Below are 14450 nucleotides of genomic sequence, written 5' to 3'. Positions count from 1 at the left end.
GCCCCAAACCCCCGAACCCCGCGGAAAACACCCCCCAACACGAAACCGTTTTTCCCCCCCCCCCCCCCCCCCCCCCCCCCCCCCCCCCCTCGGTGGGGACGCAACCAGGTATCGATGCCCTGCGCAACAACCTTGGACTGGCAGCTAGTTGCCATTGGCATCAAATAACGCCGGTTGTCCGTAACCACGATCCGGAGGTCTGTGCCTTACTGGTCGTGGCGTCAACGTCGCGTTGAGTCACCGTCGGCCTTCCGGGCCACACCGCCTCCTCACGGGGGACAGACCCGCCGCACCACCCCACGCGCAAGGGGTGCTGCCGCGGTTCCCGGAGCCGGCCCGCTCCGCGCCTCGGGGTCCCGACGACCTGACGCCGCGAGATGGCACGACCTCTGGAGGTTGTCTTGATCGTCCGTAGCATTCTCAGTCGCACCGGCGTGGCCGTACTGGCCGTCAGCGTCGCGCTGGCCACCGCCGTACCGGCCCGGGCCGCGGCCCCGGAACCGGCCACCGCCGCACCGGGCATCGTCGAGGTGGGCGCGGTGAAGCAGATCACCAGCAGCGCCGACACCCGGTACTGCCTGACCTTCGTCGCCGCCGAGAAGGTCCCGATGGCGGTGATGATGGCCTGCGCCCCGGGCAAGGAGGGCAAGACCCAGGAGTGGGTCTACACCGGTAAGGGCCAGTTGCAGGTCGCGATGAGCAAGAGCGTCGGTGGCGCCCTGGCCAAGAGCGGCGCCTGCCTGGACACGGGGGCCGACCTGGTCACCGTCCCGAAGAACGCACCGGTGCTGGTGCTGCCCTGTCGTGACGGCGACGGGCAGAAGTGGAACTACGACGAGACCAGCGGGTCGTTCGTCAACGCGGCGAGCGGACTGGCACTGAGCTCGCTGATGGGTCAGGGCAAGGACAAGCAGGCCCAGCCGACCGGCACGTCGGCCTCGGTGGGCGCTGCGAACCAGGGCTGGAAGGCCCTGCCGCTGCCCGGTCTCGACATCCTGGGTGCGGTCCTGGCACTCGTGAACGCGCTGCTGGCGTCCCTGGGCCTGGCCCTGCCGCTGCCGATCGCGAACGCCGCGTCCAGCCTGCTCGAACTGGTCCGGGGCAAGACCCCGGTGCCGGCCGAGATGTCGGTGATGCCGAAGCAGATGATGCAGCTGGCCCAGAAGTAACCGGCTCCCTGGCCTCCGCGAGGAGGCCAGGGAGTTTTTTTCTTCAGCCACCACGAGGAGGGCGGCCCCGACGATGTCGGGGCCGCCCTTTCCTTTCGGCTCGAGATGTTTGGCCTGGAGTATCGCGGTGGCGGTGCCGGAGGTTTCCGCTGCTTGCGCGTCAGCGGAGGTTTCCGTCACCGCCGGCGCGTCACCACCAGCAGTCGTGCCAGTGGTGCCAGTGATGCCAGTGGTGACCCCCGAGAAGGTCGTACAGCAGTCCGCTGAGCATGTCCTTCACCTCCGTTTCCAGTGATCCGAACGCTGACGACGCTACCTCCCGCCATCACGGTCTGTATCTAGCCAGCTACGCTTTGAGATCGAACCGCGAGCGACCTTTAACTCTTCCGCAATGCGTCCCGGTGCTACCGGATTTGACGAGATCGGTCTTGACCTGGGATGGCCACCCGAAGTAGCCGAAGGCAACCAGGTAAAAGTCTTCACAAAGTCATCCGCGGGTGTAAAGGTGTTCCGGCGTACCTGCTCCGCAAGCCCCCGCAAGGAGTCCTCCTGATGCGACCCATCGCGCGCCTGATCCCACCGACCGCCCTCGGCGCGGCCGCTCTGCTGCTGCTCACCGGCTGCCTGGGGTCGTCGGACTCCGGCAGCGGCGACCAGGACACCAACCGCAACGCCGACGCCAAGAAGGTCGAGCTGGTGATCGGCGCCAACTCGGTCAAGGGCGGCAAGAACAGCGCCGGCGCCACCTTCACCTCCGACGTGCTGATCCCGAAGTTCGTCGAGGCGCAGAAGGCCAAGGGCGTCGACGTCACGGTCCGGTTCGAGGGCGACGGGTCCGACGACGAGGTCTACAAGCAGAAGCTGGCGCTCAGCCTGTCCAACAAGGCCGGGCCGGACCTGATGAACATGGACGGCATCTGGGTCGGCGAGTTCGCCCAGGCCGGCTACGTGAAGCCGCTCACCGACACCGTCGGTGACGCCGCGAAGGTCGACGGCTGGGACGGCTGGGGGCAGATCCCGGAGTCGGTGCAGCAGCTCGGCAGCTTCGAGGGCAAGCGGTACGGCGTACCGGCGGGGACCGACGGCCGGGTGCTCTACTTCAACAAGAAGCTGTTCGCCCAGGCCGGGCTGCCGGCCGACTGGCAGCCGAAGTCGTGGGACGAGATCGCCGCCGCCGGCCAGAAGCTGAAGGCGCTGCCCGGCGTCACGCCGATCCAGATCAACGGCGGCACCGCGATGGGCGAGGCCACCTCGATGCAGGGCGTGCTGCCGCTGCTGGTCGGGACCGGCGCTTCGATCAACACCGACGGCAAGTGGCTGGGCAACACCTCCGCCGTGCGGGACGTGCTCGGCTTCTACCAGAAGATCTACACCGGCGGCCTGGGTGACCCGGTGCTGCAGCGCGAGGCCAAGGGCCGGGACAAGTCGTTCGCCGAGTTCGCCGCGAACAAGATCGGCATCCTGCTCGAGGGCGACTACTTCTGGCGCAGCGTCGTCGAGCCGAAGGAGGGCGTCGCCAAGATGGCCGACCGCGACACCGCCGTCGGCTACGCGCTGATCCCGGCGTCCAAGCCCGGCGCGGGCGTGAAGGGCCAGGACTTCGTGTCGATGTCCGGTGGCGGCGTGGTCGCGATCAACCCGAACACCAAGTTCCCCCAGCAGGCCTGGGAGCTGCTGCAGTTCATGAACTCCGCCGAGATGGTCGAGGCCGGCCTGAACGGCGCCGCGAAGATCACCCAGCGCACCGACGTCAACGCCAAGGTGCTGGCCGGTGACCCGATGCTGAACTTCGTCGCCACCAAGGTGCTGCCGCTCACGCAGTACCGCCCGGGCCTGGCCGAGTACCCGAAGATCTCCGCCGCGCTCCAGCAGGCCACCGCCGACGTGATCAGCGGCAAGTCCCCCGCCGACGCGGCCAAGGCGTACCAGACCGCCGTCGAGTCCGCCGCCGGCGGCAAGGACAAGGTCACCAGCAACTGATGGCAACCACCAGTGACCCCGCACCGGACACACCGGCGCGGGATGCCGGTACGGGCGCGGCGCTGCTCGCGGGAGATCCCGGCGGAGCCGGAGGATCGGGCGGCCGGGCGAGCGGGCCGGGCGGCGGCTCGGGCGGCGCAGCCGGCTCGGGCGGCGGCTCGGGCGGCGCAGCCGGCTCGGGCGGCGGCTCGGGCGGCGCAGCCGGCTCGGGCGGCGGCTCGGGCGGCGCAGCCGGCTCGGGCGGCGGCTCGGCGGGCCGCGGAGCCGGCTCGGGCGGCGGCTCGGCGGGTGACGGCGGCTCGGCGGCCCGCGTGACGCGGCGGGCCCGGGGGCCCGCGCAGGATGTGGCCGGGCTCGGCATCGGCCGGGCGCTCGGCTTCGTCGCCCCCGCCCTGCTGCTGATCGGCGCGTTCCTGGTCTTTCCCGCGGTCTGGACGATCTACATCGGCATCACCAACTACCGGCTGACCGGTGTCGAGGCCGTCTCGCCGTCGATCGTCGGGCTGGAGAACTACACCAAGGCGCTGAACGATGCCCTGTTCCACAACGCGCTCTGGCTGACGCTGCTGTTCGTGCTCGGCTCCGCGATCATCGGCCAGAACGTGCTCGGCTTCGCGCTGGCCTGGACGATGCGGAAGGCGCGGCCGGCGGTACGGCGTACGGTCGAAGGCCTGGTCCTGCTCGCCTGGATCCTCCCGTCGACCGTCGTCGCCTACCTGTGGATCGCGTTCTTCGACCGCGACACCGGCACCCTGAACAGCATCCTCGGCCAGCAGGGCACCGCCTGGCTGATCGAGTACCCGATGGTCTGCCTGGTCCTCTTCAACACCTGGCGCGGCACGGCGTTCTCGATGATGCTCTACTCCTCGGCGCTCCAGGCCGTCCCGCCGTCGCAGCTCGAGTCCGCCCGCATGGTCGGGGCATCGGGTTGGCAAACCCTGCGCGACGTCGTGTTCCCGCACATCCGCGGTCACGTACTGACCAACACGCTGCTGATCTCGCTGTGGACCGCGAACGACTTCTCGCCGTTCCTGCTCACCAAGGGCGGCCCGAACCACGAGTCCGAGACGGTCCCGGTCTACATCTACAACGTCGCGCTGCAGGGCGGTGAGCTCGGCTACTCGTCAGCGATCTCGTTCCTGCTCCTGATCGCGAACCTGCTGGTCGCGCTGCTCTACCTGCGACTGCTGAGGAGGCGCTCGTGAACCCCGCCGACGCGCTGAGGAGGCGCTCGTGAACCCGGCGTACGTCGTACGGCGGATCGGCTTCTACGTGCTGATCTGCGCGATCACGCTCTTCTTCGCGGTCCCGATGCTCTGGATCGCGTCGGCGCCGTTCGACGCCTCCCCCGGGCTCGGCGTCCGCTGGCCCGACTGGACGCTCGACAACGTCCGCAAGACCCTCGACCACCCGTACGCGCTGCACTCGATGGTCAACTCGCTCCTGATCTGCGTGACCACCGCCGTCGCGGTGACCGCCTTCGCGGCACTGGCGTCGTACGCGCTGTCCCGCGTCCGCATCCCCGGCCGGGACGCCCTGCTGTACGGGCTCCTGCTGCTCTCGTCCGTCGTCACCGGCACCGCCGCGATGGTGCCGATCTTCGTGATGATGTTCCAGCTCGGGCTGATCGACTCCCGCTTCGGCGTCGCGCTGGTGATGACCGGCGGGTTGTTGCCTGCGGCAATCTTCATCCTGAAGGACTTCGTCGACGCCGTCCCGAAGTCGTACGAGGAGTCCGCCCGCGTCTTCGGCGCCTCGACCTCGCAGATCCTGCGCGACGTCGTGCTGCCGGTGGCCCGGCCGGGCCTGGCGACGATCCTGGTCTGGGCGTTCGTGAACTCGTGGGGCAACTTCCTGGTGCCCTTCCTGCTGATCCGGTCGATCGACAAGCAGCCCGGCGCGGTGCTGCTGCAGACCTTCACCGACGAGGGCGGCAGCGCCAACCTCTCGGTGATCCCGGTCTTCTCGCTGTTGTTCTCGATCCCGGTCGTCGTGCTGTACCTGTTGGTGAACTCGAGGTACGGGTTCCGCTTCCACGGAGGAATCAAGAGCTGATGGCTGGCATCGACATCGAAGGCCTGGCGACCGTCTACCCGAACGGCGTCCGCGCCGTCGACGGACTGGACCTGAGCGTGGCCGACGGCGAGTTCTTCGCGCTGCTCGGCCCGTCCGGCTGCGGCAAGACGACGCTGCTGCGCACGATCGCCGGCCTGGAGAACGCCTCCGAGGGCACCGTCCGCATCGACGGCGCCGACGTGACGCGCCTGGAGCCCGGCAAGCGCGGTGTCGCGATGGTCTTCCAGGACTACGCGCTCTTCCCGCACATGACGGTCTCGGAGAACATCACCTACCCGCTGAAGGTACGCCGGGTCGCGGCGTCGACCCGCTCGACGGTCGCGGAGAAGACCGCCGGCGAGCTGTCGTTGCAGGGCCTGCTCGAACGGCGCCCCGGGCAACTGTCCGGTGGTCAGCAGCAGCGCGTCGCCCTGGCCCGCGCGATCGCCTCCGAAGGCAAGGTCCTCCTCCTCGACGAGCCGCTCTCGAACCTGGACGCGCGGCTGCGCCTGGAGGCTCGTACGTTCCTGAAGAAGCTTCAGCGCGACCTCGGCATCACCACGGTCTTCGTCACCCACGACCAGGCCGAAGCGCTCGCTCTGGCAGACAAGATCGCCGTCATGCAGACCGGCAAGCTGGTCCAGCTCGGCTCCCCCCGCGAGGTTTTCGCCCGGCCCGCCAACACCTTCGTCGCCAACTTCATCGGCTCCACCCCGATGAACCTGCTGGAAGGTGTCGTCGGCACCGCCGACGACGGAACCCACGGCGTCGTAGAAATCGCCGGCGGCCGCCTGCCCGCCTCGACCGGCTCGGTCCCCGCAGGCGCGAAGGTCACCGTCGGCGTCCGCCCGGAGTACCTCACGCTCTCTGTCGACCCAGCAGCCGGCCCGTCGATCCCCGGCACCGTGGTCGTCGCCGAGAACCTCGGCACCTCGTCCCTGGTCTCCGTCGACTGCGCCGGCACCCTCATCGGCGTCACCGTCCCCGAGGAAGACGAGCCGGCCCCCGGCACCCCGGTCACCCTTACGGCTCCCGCCCAGCGAGTCCTCCTGTACGACCGCGAAACCGGCGAACTACTCGCCCGCCAGCCCACACCCAGCACCCAGAACATCTGATGGCTCTCACCTCCTTCAAGCGCACCTGGACCCTCGACGACCGCGCCGAGTCCGTCTGGCACTCGCTCCCCGTCGACATCCCCCCAGGCTGCGAGGGCCTGCTCGTCACCCTCACCGCCCCCGCCCTCGACGGCGTCGTCATCGACATCGGCTGCGAGGGTGCGGCCGGCTGGCGCGGCTGGTCCGGCGGCGCCCGCAACACCTTCGCGATCGCCCCCGACGCCGCCACCCCCGGCTACGTCCCCGGCGAGCTCGAACCAGGCACCTGGTGGATCGTCCTCGGCCTCCACCGTCTCCCCGTCGAAGGCGCCGAACTCCTCGTCGAAGCAGTCACCGGCGAGGTCTCCACCATCCCCGGCCTCGCCGAGTACGCCGCCGCAACGGAGGCGGTCGCCGTACCGGCCCGTCCTCCCCGCCGAATCCTCCCCGCAGCAGACGGCCTGAAGTGGATCGCCGGCGACTTCCACGCCCACTCCCTGCACTCCGACGGCTCCACCCCGATCGCCAACCTCGCCGCCCTCGGCGTCGCCGCCGGCCTCGACGTCCTCGCCTGCACCGACCACAACACCGAGGCCCACCACGCCGAGCTCCCCGCCCTGAGCGACCGCTTCGGCATCGGCCTCATCCCCGGCCAGGAAGTCACCACCGAGTCCGGCCACGCCAACGCCTTCGGCCAGATCGGCGTCATCGACTTCCGCCGCCCCGCCCACGAGTGGATCCCCGAGGTAGCCACCCGAGGCGGCCTCCTCTCCATCAACCACCCCCTCAGCGGCGACTGCTCCTGGCGCCAACCGCTGTACGGCGTACACCCACCCCTGGCCGAGATCTGGCACTCCTCCTGGCTCGACCGCCGCTGGGGCGGCCCCATCGCCTGGTGGGAATCCTGGAGCCTCACCACCACCCCCATCGGCGGCAGCGACTGGCACAACCCGTCCTCCCTCTCCCTCCCCGGCACCCCCACCACCTGGCTGGCAGTAGAAGCCACCGCCGAAACCCCCAACGAACTGACCGAAGCAGCCCTGGAAGCCCTAGCCGCCGGCCGAACCTCAATCTCCGCCGGCTACAACGCCCCCGTAGTCCTCCGCAACGCAGACGAATTCGTCATCCTCAACGCCCCCAACACAGTCCTCATCTCCCCCGACGGCACCCGCCGCCCCATCCACACCTCCACCGAATTCCTCCCCGCCCTGCATCCCGGCGGCCACGTCCTCGCCACCCACACCGGCGAATTCCTCTCCGTCACCCACTAACCCACGCCACGCCCAACGCGCGGCACCACTCCACCACCTCCCCCGCGGCACCGTTCCTCCCCGCGCATTGGAACGCCGCTCCCACCGCCAGAACCGCTCATCTACCTGCTGTAGAAGCGGTTGTGGGGACGAGTGTGGATCCACCTGATGCTCACCTCGGGGTGGGTGGGTCGCGATCTGGTCGCAATCTGGTAGAGATACCGCGTTGATGTGGACGCCGTCCCGCGGGCGGCTCCATGATCTTCAACCGAAGTCCTGCTCATCCTCCCGGACGCACTTCCCCGGCGCCCGGACGGAACCCCGGAGGCTCGTTTGCCCGACCGCATCCGGCTGCTGCTGGTCGACGACCAGATCCTCAGCCGTGGCGTCCTCAGAAGCGGCCTGGAACGCGAACGCGACTTGGAGATCGTCGCCGAACTGAAGCGCACCGACGACGTCGTCGCCGCCGCGAAACGGCACCGCGCGAACATCGCCCTGCTCGACGCCGCCGGTTCCGGCCACGCCAGCATCACCGTCACCACCCAGCTCCGCTCGTCGATGCCCGAGTGCCGTGTCGTCATGCTCACGACGTACGGCCGCCCCGGCCACCTCCGCCGCGGCCTCGAAGCCGGCGCCAAGGGCATCGCCCTGAAGAACAGCCCCACCCCGCAACTCGCCGACGCCCTCCGCCGAGTCCACCTCGGCCTGCGTGTGGTCGACACCAACCTCGCCGCCGAGACCCTCCACTACACCCAGACCCCTCTCACCGAAGGCGAAACCACCACCCTCCGCGCCGCCCGCGAAGGCGGCACCGTCGCCACGATGGCCGAAAAACTCGCCGTCTCCGAACGCGTCGTCCGCACCCGCCTCTGGTCCGCCATCGGCAAAACCGGCGCCCGAACCCGAGCCGACGCCATCAAAATCGCCGACCAGAACGGCTGGCTGTACGACTAACCACCCCGACCGCCACGCAGCTTGTTCTACTACTAACGGCTCGGCGGAGGCCGTTTCAGCGCGCTGACCGGCGCAGGCGTACGCCGAGGGCTTCGAACTGCTCGAGGCCGCGTCACTCCACTGACCTGCGATCGTCCGCAGCGCAGCTGGCTCTATGGAAACCACCCGGCCGCCACGCCACTGCCGCTCGATCGCGGCCGGTGCGCTGCTCGCGGTCCCGTCCTTCCCGATCCAACGCCGCGCCTGTGACCAACTGCCCTGCGATCGGTTGGTGGGCAGGCGCTGCTCGCCCGGCGCGCTGACGAGAGGGCGCTACGTCGCACGTGCATGTCGTGCCGGACGATCCGGCGGCCGGCCTAGGTCCGCGCGTCTGCAGTGCGCTCCGACCCGAGGCGGATCCTCCGCGGCCTTCGATCAGATGGCGAGTGCGGCGCGGAGAAGCTAGCGCAGGATGACAGTGATGCGCTGGGACTGGAGGATCTCCAGGATCGAGGCGAAGAGGTGGCTGTTGTCGCGCGAGGGCTTCATCAGGCGTTGTCTTGCGATGGATGAGGAGTGCCAGTCCAGGGTGAAGGGGGCGGTGGCTCCCCACCGCCCTCTCAGACAGTCGACGAGGACATCCAGGTTCCACCCGAAGTAGCCTCCTGGACCGTTGATGGCTTCACCGAGGGCGCAGTAGAGCGAGGTCTCGTCGACTATGCCGCGACCGTCGAGGCTGAAGACTTTCCCTGCGGGGGTGTCGGGCTTCGAGTGGTGGCGGTAAGGGTGGGAGCTGAGAGCCACCGACAACCATGCCCACCGATAGGCGGGTGAGAGGTCGTTCCACAGACCGGGGCGGTTCAATTGGTTGGCGCGGATCAGGTCCCACGCCAGGTCCGATCCGGGGAGAGCCGCCTCGCAGCGCAGGGTGAGTGTGACATCGACCAGGCTGATGTCGGTCTGGTGCACGGTGGGCGCATCGGAGGGAGATCCAGCGCCGGTATCCGGGCTGGATGGCGGTCGGTGGATGGCGGAGGGAGCCGCTTTGGCGACGGCCACATCGTTGACGAAGTAGGAGCCCATGGTGGTGCCGTCTTGATCCAAGAGGTGGATCCAGGCTGTGGTCTCGGGCAGTGCTCGGCCGGTGGTGAGGGCGTTCAGCAGGCTGCCCTGTGGCGAGCAAGCGGACAGGTGGAATTGGCGGGCCCCGTCGTTGTCCAGCGCGGTGAAGAGTCCGTCGCCGTCTTGAGCCCAACCCCAGATGTCGGATTCGTCCTCGTCCGAGGTCAAGACGTACTTCTGGGCCTGGCCGGCTTGAGGTGAGTTCGGCATGGAGCGCCGAGCGTACCTCTGGTTGACGCGGAGGTTTCGGGGTGGTGTGAAGGGCTCGTGGGGTGGGGCGGCGGTGGGTGAGCATGGGCGTGGAGAGCGTGTGGTTGGCCGGGAGCCGGTAGCGGTTGGGGCTTGGGATTGGGGTTCTGGTTGGGGTGGGGTTGGGGTTTGTTGTGCCTTGGGGCGGCGGTGGTTGCGGGGTGGGGCAGTTGGGGAGCTTTGGGGTTGTGTTGGGTGGCCGCGCTGGTTCAGGTGGTGGTGGTTCCGCGGCGGCTTCGGGAGCGGGTTCGGTTACTGCGGGTCGATGAGGGCGTAGAGGGTGTTGGGGCCGGTGGTTCGGGCTCCTAGGGGTTCTACTCGGGCTCTCAGGCCTCGGTCTGCTGTTACGACGGTGAGTTCGCGGGCGGGGGTCTGGGCGAAGGCCTCGGCTACTACGTCGACGATGGTGTCGTCGCCGGAGTGGGGGGCTTGGACTACCTGGAGGGACTCGGTGGTGGGGATGGCGTCTGCGGCGGGGCGGGCTGCGCCTTCGAGGATGACGGTGATGTCGGTGTCGGCGCCTGCTGCTTGGTGGTAGGTCGCGAGGTTGGTGAGGAGGCGGCGGGCGGCGCCGGCTCGGTCTTTCCACCAGCCGTCGGGGCGGGAGCCGATGACGTTGGCGGCGTCGACGACCAGGAGTGGGCGGGCGCCCGAGGAGGCTGGACTGGTCGGCTCGGCTGAGGAGGTAGGACTGGTCTGCTCGGCTGAGGAGGCGGGACGCTCCTGGTCCGGAACGTCGGCCGCAGCAGCGCTGGTGAAGTCGGGGGCTTGGAAGGTGGGGGTGGTTGGGGGTTTGGGGTCGGAGGTCACCTGGTCAGTTTGCGCTCTGGGTGGGGATGGTGGTGGGACCTGCTCGGGACGTTGTGGTGATGCTCGGGGTGCCCAGGACGCCCAGGTTCAGGGAGACGGTGACTTCGATGGTTGCTGTTTCGGGGGTGAGGGTGCAGGTAGTGAGGGTTGCTTTGTTGGTGGTGGCGACCTCTTGGGCTACTGCGCAGGGGTTGGGTGCGCCGGACTGTAAGGCCTGGGCGGCGCTGAGGGCAGTTAGGTCTGCGGCGGCCTTGGCACGGTGAGTGGCTAAGGAGACTGCTGACCAGAGGGTGGCCATGGTTCCTGCTGCGAAGAGGAGTACGGCAGTGCAGAGGACCAGGAGGGTGGCGCTGCCCTGCTCTGTGCGGGAGGTGGTCATTGCTCTCCTGGTTCGGATTGGAGCGTGGCTTCAGCCTTGACGGGGATGTCGGGTACAGGTGCGAAGAGAGGCCAGTCGACGGCTCGGGTGGTCTTGACCGTTACCTGGATCTGACCGTTGGTGGTCTGGATCTCGATGGTGGCGTTCTTGGGGGCGGCTTTCTGGCCGATGGATTGGGCTGCTGCTTCGGTTTCTCCTCTGGCTACGGCTCTTGCCACGTCGCGGGCCGCGTCGATGCAGCGGATGTTGGTGATGACCAGGCCTACGCACCAGACGCCGGCGATGATCGTGGCCATCAGGACGGGGAAGAGCAGGGCGAACTCGGCGGTGACGGTGCCTTGGTCGGTACGGCGGCGGGTGGACATGGGCGCGGCGGGGCGGCCGGCCCGGACCTTCGGGGTCCGGGCCGGGGGCGCCTCAGACCTGGACGCCTTCGATTCCCGCGGACTGCAGCGCCCAGTTGATGATTGCCTTGAGCACCGACATCATCGCGTCGGACTTCAGCAGGGCGATCAGGATGCCGCCGAAACTGCAGGCGGCGACGGTCGCGACGGCGTACTCGGCGGTGGCTGCTCCTCGTTCGGTACGGCGACGGCGGCGGAGGGCGGGGAGCTGGTGGGACATGAGGGATCTCCTGATCTGCGGCCGGGCTGTCCGGACGGCTTACTGAAAAGATGCCGTCGTCAGATGCCTTGTGGAGAAGGAGATTCGAGGTTGGGGACAACTTCAGGTGATGGCGTCGAGGCGGCTCAGCTGGGCTGAGGTGAGCGAGAGGTCGGCTGCGTTGGTGTTCTCGATCAGGTGGGCTTCGGAGCTGGTTCCAGGGATCGGAGCCATCACGGGTGAGCGGTGCAGGAGCCAGGCCAGGGCGAGCTGCGACGGGGTGGCGCCGGTTTCGGTTGAGAGGTCGGCCAGGAGCTTCGAGGTGCCGTGGGTACCGCCTGCGATCGGAAGCCAAGGAATGAAGGTGATTCCTTCGGCTTCGCAGTACTTCAGTACGTCGTCGTGATGGCGGTCGGTGAGGTTGTAGCGGTTCTGGACGCTGACGACGTCGACGTGGCGGCGGGCCGTGTCGAGCTGGTCGACCGTGACCTCGGACAGGCCGACGTGGCGAACTTTGCCTTCGGACTGGAGCTGGGCGAGGGCGCCGAGTTGGTCCTCGAGTGGGACCGCGGGGTCGATGCGGTGGAGCTGGAGGAGGTCGAGGCGTTCGACGCGGAGGCGGCGGAGGGAGAGCTCGGCGGCCTGGCGGAGGTACTCCGGGCGACCTACGGGCCTCCACTCCCCTGGTGACGGGCGGGTGTGGCCGATCTTGGTGGCGATCAGCAGGTGGTCGGCGTACGGGTGGAGGGCCTCGGCGAGGAGCTCCTCGTTGGCGCCAATGCCGTAGGCGTCGGCGGTGTCGATGAAGTCGATGCCGAGGTCGATGGCTCGACGAGCTACGCGGATGGCGGAGGTGCGGTCTGCGGCGGGGCGGTAGCCGGTGAGGCGCATGGCGCCGAAGCCGAGGCGGTGGACGGTGAGGTCGCCTAGCTGGGTGGTCTTGGTGGGCATGGGGTTGGTCCTCCCGGGGCGTGTGGTTGGTTCAGGGTGGGAGGTTGTGCGGGTGGGTTTGAAATGATTTAGCTGGGGCTGAATCGAGGAGCGCGCATGCTGACGATCACGTTCACGGTCGAGGACCTGGCGCGGACCCGGCTGGCGGTCTCGCCGTTGTGGGAGGTGGTTGCGAGTGTGCGGCTGCTGCGGAACCGGCGGGCGCAGCACTTTCATCGGCGGTGGGCTGATGAGGTGGGGGTGCGGATTGCTCGGGAGAACGTTGAGCTGGGGTTGTTGTTCGACTTGGTCGACACCGGGTGCTGGTACACGCCGGACTTTCTGACGCCGTTGCCGGCGGCGCCGGTGCCGGATCTCGAGGCTGATCTGGGGACGTTGCTGCGGGTATCGGGTGAGCAGGTTCGGGCTGACTTGGATGTGCTGGCTTATGCACGGACGCATCCGGTGGGGTCGCTGGAGGAGGCTGCGGTGCCGCGGCGGTTGCGGAAGGCTCGGGCTGGAGAGCTGCCTTCGGCTGCTGTGCTCCGGCTGTATGAGGAGCCTGAGGTGGGGATCGAGGTGTTGGGGACGCAGGTGCGGGCGTACTGGGAGGTCGCGATCGCGCCTTACTGGGGGCGGATTCGGGCTTTGCTGGAAGGGGATCTGCTGTACCGGGCCCGGCGGTTGGGGCAGGGCGGGGTGGCTGGGTTGTTCGAGGATCTTGACGGGGCAGTGCGGTGGAGGGACGGGGAGCTGCGGATTCGGCATCGGCGGTTTCATGGAGTGCGGGAGTTGCGTGGGGAGGGATTGGTGCTGACGCCGTCGGCGTTTGTGTGGCCGTCGGTTTACTCGAGCACGATTCCGCCTTGGCAGCCTTCGGTGACGTATCCGGCGCGTGGGGTGGCGGGGGTTTGGGACTCGGAGGTACGGCGGGCGCCGGCTGGGGTGGTGGGAGTGCTGGGGAGGTCTCGGGCTGAGGTTCTGGCGCAGTTGGATGTGCCTCGGTCGACTGGGGAGTTGGCTGGGTTGGTGGGGATCAGTGCTGGTGGGATTTCGCAGCACCTGGGGGCGTTGCGGGCCGCGGGGTTGGTGACGGGGCATCGGGTGGGGCGGGTGGTGCTCTATGCGCGGACGCGGCTCGCGGAGGGGTTGTTGGGGTCAGGGGGATAGGTCGGCGAAGACGGTGGAGAAGGTGGTGGCGACTGTGGGGACCACGCCCAGGAGGACGAAAGCGGGGAGGAAGCACAGACCGAGAGGGAGGACTGCTCGAGTTTCGACGGATCTGGCTTGGGCTTCGGCTTTCCAGTGACGGGCGTTGCGGAGGTCTTTGGCTTGGGACTCAAGAGTGGTGGCCAGGGGAGCGCCGGAGCGGAGGGCTCGCTGGACTGCTCTGGCGAAGGGGGCGCAGATGGGGTCTTGGCGGAGCGGCTCCCAGGCTTCGATGGGATCTGTGCCTAGGGCCAGGCGGTGTTCCAGTTCGGTGAGGAGGGTTGAGAGGGGGCCGTCGATGGCTTGGCTGACGGTGGCGATGGCTGCTTGCGGTGGGCGGCCGGCTCTTAGGCAGGCGGCTAGGAGGTCTACTGCCATGGGGAGGTCGTTTGATAGGCGGGCGTTGCGTTTTCTGGTGGCGGCTGGTTCTAGGCGGCTGAGGATTGTTGGGGTTGCCAGGTAGATGGCTGTGGCGGGGATGAGGCTCCAGGGGAAAGGGATTAGCAGGAGGGTTGCGGCTGCTAGGAGGGTGGCGGCCAGGCGGTGGAGGCGTTTGGTGCGGGGTGGGACGGGGTTTGGTGCGAGGCGGGCGGTTAGGCGGCGGTAGGTGGTGGGGGTTGGTCGGCGGAGGCGGTGGGGGCCGGGGCGGCCTCGGGTGAGGAGTGCG

General features: G+C 68.6%; 15 protein-coding genes. 8 read left to right on the top strand and 7 right to left on the bottom strand.

Annotated features, from left to right (window positions below; translation table 11 throughout):
* The first annotated feature begins 401 nt into the window (after positions 1-401).
* The 7 genes from ACZ6Z4_RS00995 to ACZ6Z4_RS00965 all read left to right on the top strand — a co-directional run bounded on the left by ACZ6Z4_RS00995 (position 402) and on the right by ACZ6Z4_RS00965 (position 8502).
* Positions 402-1169, top strand: coding sequence for a ricin-type beta-trefoil lectin domain protein (locus tag ACZ6Z4_RS00995; protein WP_465556806.1), 768 nt, complete (start codon positions 402-404; stop codon positions 1167-1169).
* A gap of 552 nt (positions 1170-1721) precedes the next feature.
* Positions 1722-3149 (top strand): extracellular solute-binding protein, encoded by a 1428-nt coding sequence (locus ACZ6Z4_RS00990; RefSeq protein ID WP_465556804.1) that lies wholly within the window; start codon positions 1722-1724, stop codon positions 3147-3149.
* On the top strand, positions 3149-4354 hold the full coding sequence (locus ACZ6Z4_RS00985) for a carbohydrate ABC transporter permease (protein ID WP_465556802.1): 1206 nt from the start codon (positions 3149-3151) through the stop codon (positions 4352-4354). The genes ACZ6Z4_RS00990 and ACZ6Z4_RS00985 overlap by 1 nt, the downstream gene beginning before the upstream one ends.
* Positions 4355-4382: 28 nt before the next feature.
* Positions 4383-5204 carry a carbohydrate ABC transporter permease gene (locus tag ACZ6Z4_RS00980; RefSeq protein WP_465556800.1) on the top strand — a complete coding sequence of 274 codons (822 nt, stop codon included), beginning with the start codon at positions 4383-4385 and terminating at the stop codon, positions 5202-5204.
* Entirely contained in the window at positions 5204-6319 is a 1116-nt protein-coding gene (locus ACZ6Z4_RS00975) for an ABC transporter ATP-binding protein (RefSeq protein ID WP_465556798.1), read from the top strand. The genes ACZ6Z4_RS00980 and ACZ6Z4_RS00975 overlap by 1 nt, the downstream gene beginning before the upstream one ends.
* Complete coding sequence (locus tag ACZ6Z4_RS00970; protein ID WP_465556796.1) at positions 6319-7569, top strand: CehA/McbA family metallohydrolase; 1251 nt, start codon at positions 6319-6321, stop codon at positions 7567-7569. Before ACZ6Z4_RS00975 ends, ACZ6Z4_RS00970 begins: the two co-directional genes overlap by 1 nt.
* 312 nt (positions 7570-7881) lie before the next feature.
* Positions 7882-8502, top strand: coding sequence for a response regulator transcription factor (locus ACZ6Z4_RS00965; protein WP_363675916.1), 621 nt, complete (start codon positions 7882-7884; stop codon positions 8500-8502).
* A gap of 441 nt (positions 8503-8943) precedes the next feature.
* Here ACZ6Z4_RS00965 and ACZ6Z4_RS00960 read toward each other — a convergent pair whose 3' ends face one another.
* The 6 genes from ACZ6Z4_RS00960 to ACZ6Z4_RS00935 all read right to left on the bottom strand — a co-directional run bounded on the left by ACZ6Z4_RS00960 (position 8944) and on the right by ACZ6Z4_RS00935 (position 12595).
* Positions 8944-9813 carry a barstar family protein gene (locus ACZ6Z4_RS00960; RefSeq protein ID WP_465556793.1) on the bottom strand — a complete coding sequence of 290 codons (870 nt, stop codon included), beginning with the start codon at positions 9811-9813 and terminating at the stop codon, positions 8944-8946.
* Positions 9814-10104: 291 nt separating this feature from the next.
* Positions 10105-10662, bottom strand: coding sequence for an NYN domain-containing protein (locus tag ACZ6Z4_RS00955; protein ID WP_465556791.1), 558 nt, complete (start codon positions 10660-10662; stop codon positions 10105-10107).
* A gap of 4 nt (positions 10663-10666) precedes the next feature.
* Complete coding sequence (locus ACZ6Z4_RS00950) at positions 10667-11041, bottom strand: Rv3654c family TadE-like protein (protein ID WP_465556789.1); 375 nt, start codon at positions 11039-11041, stop codon at positions 10667-10669.
* Complete coding sequence (locus ACZ6Z4_RS00945) at positions 11038-11406, bottom strand: TadE family type IV pilus minor pilin (protein ID WP_465556786.1); 369 nt, start codon at positions 11404-11406, stop codon at positions 11038-11040. Before ACZ6Z4_RS00945 ends, ACZ6Z4_RS00950 begins: the two co-directional genes overlap by 4 nt.
* A gap of 52 nt (positions 11407-11458) precedes the next feature.
* Positions 11459-11665, bottom strand: coding sequence for a DUF4244 domain-containing protein (locus ACZ6Z4_RS00940; protein WP_363675908.1), 207 nt, complete (start codon positions 11663-11665; stop codon positions 11459-11461).
* Between the two features lie 102 nt (positions 11666-11767).
* Positions 11768-12595: an aldo/keto reductase gene (locus ACZ6Z4_RS00935; RefSeq protein ID WP_465556783.1), complete on the bottom strand. Its 828-nt coding sequence runs from the start codon at positions 12593-12595 to the stop codon at positions 11768-11770.
* 96 nt (positions 12596-12691) lie between these two features.
* Between ACZ6Z4_RS00935 and ACZ6Z4_RS00930 the strand changes: the two genes are divergently transcribed.
* A complete protein-coding gene (locus ACZ6Z4_RS00930) occupies positions 12692-13744 on the top strand; it encodes an ArsR/SmtB family transcription factor (RefSeq protein ID WP_465556781.1) in 1053 nt (350 codons plus the stop codon).
* Here the strand turns inward: ACZ6Z4_RS00930 and ACZ6Z4_RS00925 are convergent.
* Positions 13733-14161, bottom strand: a complete 429-nt coding sequence (locus tag ACZ6Z4_RS00925) for a type II secretion system F family protein (protein ID WP_465556779.1) — start codon at positions 14159-14161, stop codon at positions 13733-13735. The two genes, ACZ6Z4_RS00930 and ACZ6Z4_RS00925, sit on opposite strands and share 12 nt — an antisense overlap.
* Positions 14162-14450 lie beyond the last annotated feature (289 nt).

Source organism: Kribbella sp. NPDC104740, from assembly GCF_055583505.1.
The sequence above is the reverse complement of the archived record's forward strand: the minus strand, read 5'-3'. Positions and strand labels throughout refer to the sequence as shown.

Coding starts and splice junctions, on each gene's coding strand:
- ACZ6Z4_RS00935 (WP_465556783.1), bottom strand. CDS start 12,595: ATGCCCACCAAGACCACCCAGCTAGGCGACCTCACCGTCCACCGCCTC.
- ACZ6Z4_RS00960 (WP_465556793.1), bottom strand. CDS start 9,813: ATGCCGAACTCACCTCAAGCCGGCCAGGCCCAGAAGTACGTCTTGACC.
- ACZ6Z4_RS00930 (WP_465556781.1), top strand. CDS start 12,692: ATGCTGACGATCACGTTCACGGTCGAGGACCTGGCGCGGACCCGGCTG.
- ACZ6Z4_RS00945 (WP_465556786.1), bottom strand. CDS start 11,406: ATGTCCACCCGCCGCCGTACCGACCAAGGCACCGTCACCGCCGAGTTC.
- ACZ6Z4_RS00950 (WP_465556789.1), bottom strand. CDS start 11,041: ATGACCACCTCCCGCACAGAGCAGGGCAGCGCCACCCTCCTGGTCCTC.
- ACZ6Z4_RS00975 (WP_465556798.1), top strand. CDS start 5,204: ATGGCTGGCATCGACATCGAAGGCCTGGCGACCGTCTACCCGAACGGC.
- ACZ6Z4_RS00985 (WP_465556802.1), top strand. CDS start 3,149: ATGGCAACCACCAGTGACCCCGCACCGGACACACCGGCGCGGGATGCC.
- ACZ6Z4_RS00925 (WP_465556779.1), bottom strand. CDS start 14,161: ATGGCAGTAGACCTCCTAGCCGCCTGCCTAAGAGCCGGCCGCCCACCG.
- ACZ6Z4_RS00940 (WP_363675908.1), bottom strand. CDS start 11,665: ATGTCCCACCAGCTCCCCGCCCTCCGCCGCCGTCGCCGTACCGAACGA.
- ACZ6Z4_RS00970 (WP_465556796.1), top strand. CDS start 6,319: ATGGCTCTCACCTCCTTCAAGCGCACCTGGACCCTCGACGACCGCGCC.
- ACZ6Z4_RS00990 (WP_465556804.1), top strand. CDS start 1,722: ATGCGACCCATCGCGCGCCTGATCCCACCGACCGCCCTCGGCGCGGCC.